Here is a 3272-nt window from a genome sequence, read left to right on the forward strand (position 1 = left end):
ATGCCATAAAGCTGAACGGACACTCACCCGGCATGACCGGGTTCTTAGACGAGGAAAACGGCCTCGTTTACTCCGGAGACGCGTTCTTCGGCGGGAGGCTGATAAGTGCCGTTGGCATTCCCTACCTCGTGGACGCTGGGCTCTTCAAGGAATCTTTGGGGAAGCTCCGCTCCCTGGCTGAGAATGGCTATACGCTGATACCCTCGCACGGCCCGGCTGTTTCGGGAGAGGATGCCGTTGAGCTTGTTGAGTTCAACCTTCGGAGAGTTGAGGATGTGGAAAAAACCGTGCTGGAGCTTCTTTCAAAACCCATGAACTACGGAGAACTTGCTTTTAGGCTGATGAAGCACTACGGCGTTGAGATAACCCCAAGGGGACTTGCACTGAACCTCGTTCCGGTTAGGGCCATCGTCTCGGAGCTGTACAACAAGGGACTCATCGAGGGTGTCGTTGAGAACGACCTGAAGTGGGTGAGGGACTAAAGCTCGAAGCCGTTCGGATAGCAGAGGTATCGGTAGGGACAGAACCGGCAGGCGTAGCTCCTCCAGCCCTCGGGAGGTCTGTCCCTCTCATAGGCCTTTTTAACCGAATAAAAGTGCCTGAGCGTCTCTTTAAAGAGCCTGCCGTCGTAGGGGATTTCAAAGGCCCTGAAGTTCGGCCCCTTTATCACGGGAAAACCCGAAAGGTCGAGCCTGCCTATCACCTTCATCGGCTCCTCGTGGAGCTTCACGTAGTACAGGTAGCCGTAGTCCGCCTCGGCCCACCGAAGGTAGACGTTGAGCTGGGCAAGGTGGTACTCATAGGGAACCTTCGGGAGGCTTGTCTTTCCCTTAATCTCAATTGGAAACTCGCGAAACGCATCTATCCTGCCGTGAATTTCAAAGCCGAGCTTCCTCGAGCGGAGGACGAGGTGTCTCTCAAGCTCAAAGCCGAACCTGTCCCTCAAAATCCTCCCGAGGACCTCGTGGGTTCTAACGCCTTGATTGAGCCTAACCTTGACGTTCTCGGGCCACCTCTCGGGGTAGCCCTTCAAGCGGAAGTATATCCTCCTCGGGCAGGTCAGGGCCTCGCTCGCATAGAACTCTATCAGCCCGTCGCTTCCGTTGTTCCCCACTTCTCTTCCCTCCCGATGAGGCGGCTCATCGGCCCGCGAACCTCCCCGCCCCTGCGTCAGCTAATACCGACGTCATCACAGTTCAGACTGGGCAAGGGTCGTCATCCGCAGAGGTAGTAGAATTGGGGAAGAATTTAAAGATTCCGTCAGAGAATCAAACGCCCTCTCTTTTTAATCGAATAGCTCAGACCGTAGGCGGGCCATATGCTTGGGGGCCCTTCGTAGTGGTGCAGATTCCTCAAAATCTTTTCCGCGGACTTTTTGTCCTTGGCCCTAATCCTGAGGACGCCCCTATCGAGTTCAACAACGCCGTCCGCAAGCCTGACGGTGAGCTTCGAGCCCTTAACTTCCGGTCTTGCCCTCATTAAAAGCCTGCGGTAGTCTTCATAGGCCTCTTCGCTCAGCCTCTGCTCAAGAAGCGCCTCCCCCTTTCTACCAAAAAGCCTCGAAAACAGCCCACTATTCGGGGGTTCGTCATCCATCCCGCGCCTCAACCTCCGGTTCATTGTCATCATTAAGGGAGGTCTTTAAACTTTTTAAGGCTTTCCCATCGTTTTTTGACGAAGGGACATGCATGAGGGCGAGAAAAACGCAGCTGATAAAACCCCGCATTAGTGAAATACTGTCGAAGGAGCTTCCCCCCGAGCTGGTTAGGTTGCTCCCCAAGCACTGGGCCCAGATTGGCGACGTCCTGATTCTGCCCCTCAGGCCGGAGCTTGAGCCCTACAAACATAGGATAGCTGAGGTTTACGCGGAAGTTCTGGGCGTTAAAACCGTCCTCAGGAAGGGCCACATACACGGCGAGACCCGGAAGCCGGACTACGAGGTTCTCTACGGCGGGGACACCGTTACCGTTCACGTTGAGAACGGCGTCAAATACAAGCTCGACGTGGCAAGGATTATGTTCTCGCCGGCCAACGTCAAGGAGCGCGTCAGAATGGCGGAGGTGGCGAGACCGGGCGAGCTGGTCGTTGATATGTTCGCGGGAATAGGCCATCTGAGCCTCCCGATGGCCGTTCACAAGGGGGCGAGGGTTGTAGCGATTGAGAAGGACCCCTACACCTTCCGCTTCCTGGTCGAGAGCATCTGGCTCAACAACGTCCAGGACCTGATGACGCCCTACAACATCGACAACCGCGACTTTCCCGCTGAAAACATAGCCGACAGGGTTCTGATGGGCTACGTTGTGAAGACCGCCGAGTTCATACCGAAGGCCCTGAGCATAGCGAAGGACGAGGCGATTATTCACTACCACAACACCGTGCCGGAGAGGTTAATGCCAGAAGAGCCCTTCGCAACCTTCAGGAGGATAGCGAGGGAGCATGGCTACGAGGCCGAGAAACTAAAAGAGCTGATTATCAAGCGCTACGCCCCCGGCGTCTGGCACGTGGTCGTTGACGTTAGGGTGTTCAAGCGTTAGGCTTTTAAGAATAAGCAGAATTAGTATAATGGTGGTTATACTAATGGCCATTATAGAACGGCCCGAACTCGACGTTGCCCTCAAGGCGAAGTGGGTGCTCCTCTACGGGCGCAGAAAGACGGGAAAGACTTTCTACGTCCGCGAAAGGGGAAACTACGCGAGATACTTCATCGTTACAAGGGGCTCGGAGCTCATCGATGTGGATAGCGGAGAGAGAATGACCCTTGACGAGTTCATGAAGTTTCTCCCGCTCATTCTCCAAACAGGTAGAATAGTCGTTGACGAGTTTCACCGCCTCGGAGAGCCGTTCTTCTCGCTTCTCCAGGGCCTGTCGGGAAAAGGTGAACTGACCCTCATAACCTCAACGAGGCATTACTTCAGGAGGTTCCTCGGGGAGAGCAGTCCATTGCTGGGCCTCTTCCACGCCCATGAGGTAGGTCTCGTCAGGCCTTCTGACGTCCTGAAGTTCGTTCACTCCATTGGTTTTGAAGGCAAGCCCCTCGTTGAACTCGCCGTTCTCGTTCAGGAACCGTGGCTTGCTCCTACGGTGGAATCCTACGGCGTCGAAACCTTTGACGTCCTCGGTACCGTTCTCAAGGACTACGTTCCCGGCCTCGTGGGCGAGATATTCACCGAGGAGGAGCGCGAGCTTACCAGGAGATACTGGGCAATCCTTGAGGCCGTTGCCGGGGGAAAGGTAAGCACTGGGGAAATAGCGGGGGAGCTATCTTCTCGGGG

3 protein-coding genes and 2 pseudogenes are annotated in these 3272 nt (G+C 55.3%); 3 read left to right on the forward strand and 2 right to left on the reverse strand.

All coding sequences use genetic code 11. From position 1 onward, the window contains the following. Positions 1–482 (forward strand): annotated as a pseudogene (locus MVK46_RS02295) (Zn-dependent hydrolase); the annotation flags it as partial. Here the strand turns inward: MVK46_RS02295 and cas4 are convergent. Continuing rightward, entirely contained in the window at positions 479–1114 is a 636-nt protein-coding gene (cas4, locus tag MVK46_RS02300) for a CRISPR-associated protein Cas4 (RefSeq protein WP_297534987.1), read from the reverse strand. The pseudogene MVK46_RS02295 and the gene cas4 overlap by 4 nt on opposite strands. Before the next feature lie 146 nt (positions 1115–1260). Beyond that, a complete protein-coding gene (locus MVK46_RS02305) occupies positions 1261–1596 on the reverse strand; it encodes a hypothetical protein (protein ID WP_297534988.1) in 336 nt (111 codons plus the stop codon). Between the two features lie 92 nt (positions 1597–1688). Between MVK46_RS02305 and MVK46_RS02310 the strand changes: the two genes are divergently transcribed. Both MVK46_RS02310 and MVK46_RS02315 read left to right on the forward strand, forming a co-directional pair. Further along, a complete protein-coding gene (locus MVK46_RS02310) occupies positions 1689–2534 on the forward strand; it encodes a class I SAM-dependent methyltransferase family protein (protein WP_297534989.1) in 846 nt (281 codons plus the stop codon). A gap of 43 nt (positions 2535–2577) precedes the next feature. Next, positions 2578–3272: pseudogene (locus MVK46_RS02315) on the forward strand (ATP-binding protein); the annotation flags it as partial.

Origin of the sequence: Thermococcus sp., from assembly GCF_027066465.1 — an archaeon.
Lineage (GTDB): Archaea > Methanobacteriota_B > Thermococci > Thermococcales > Thermococcaceae > Thermococcus.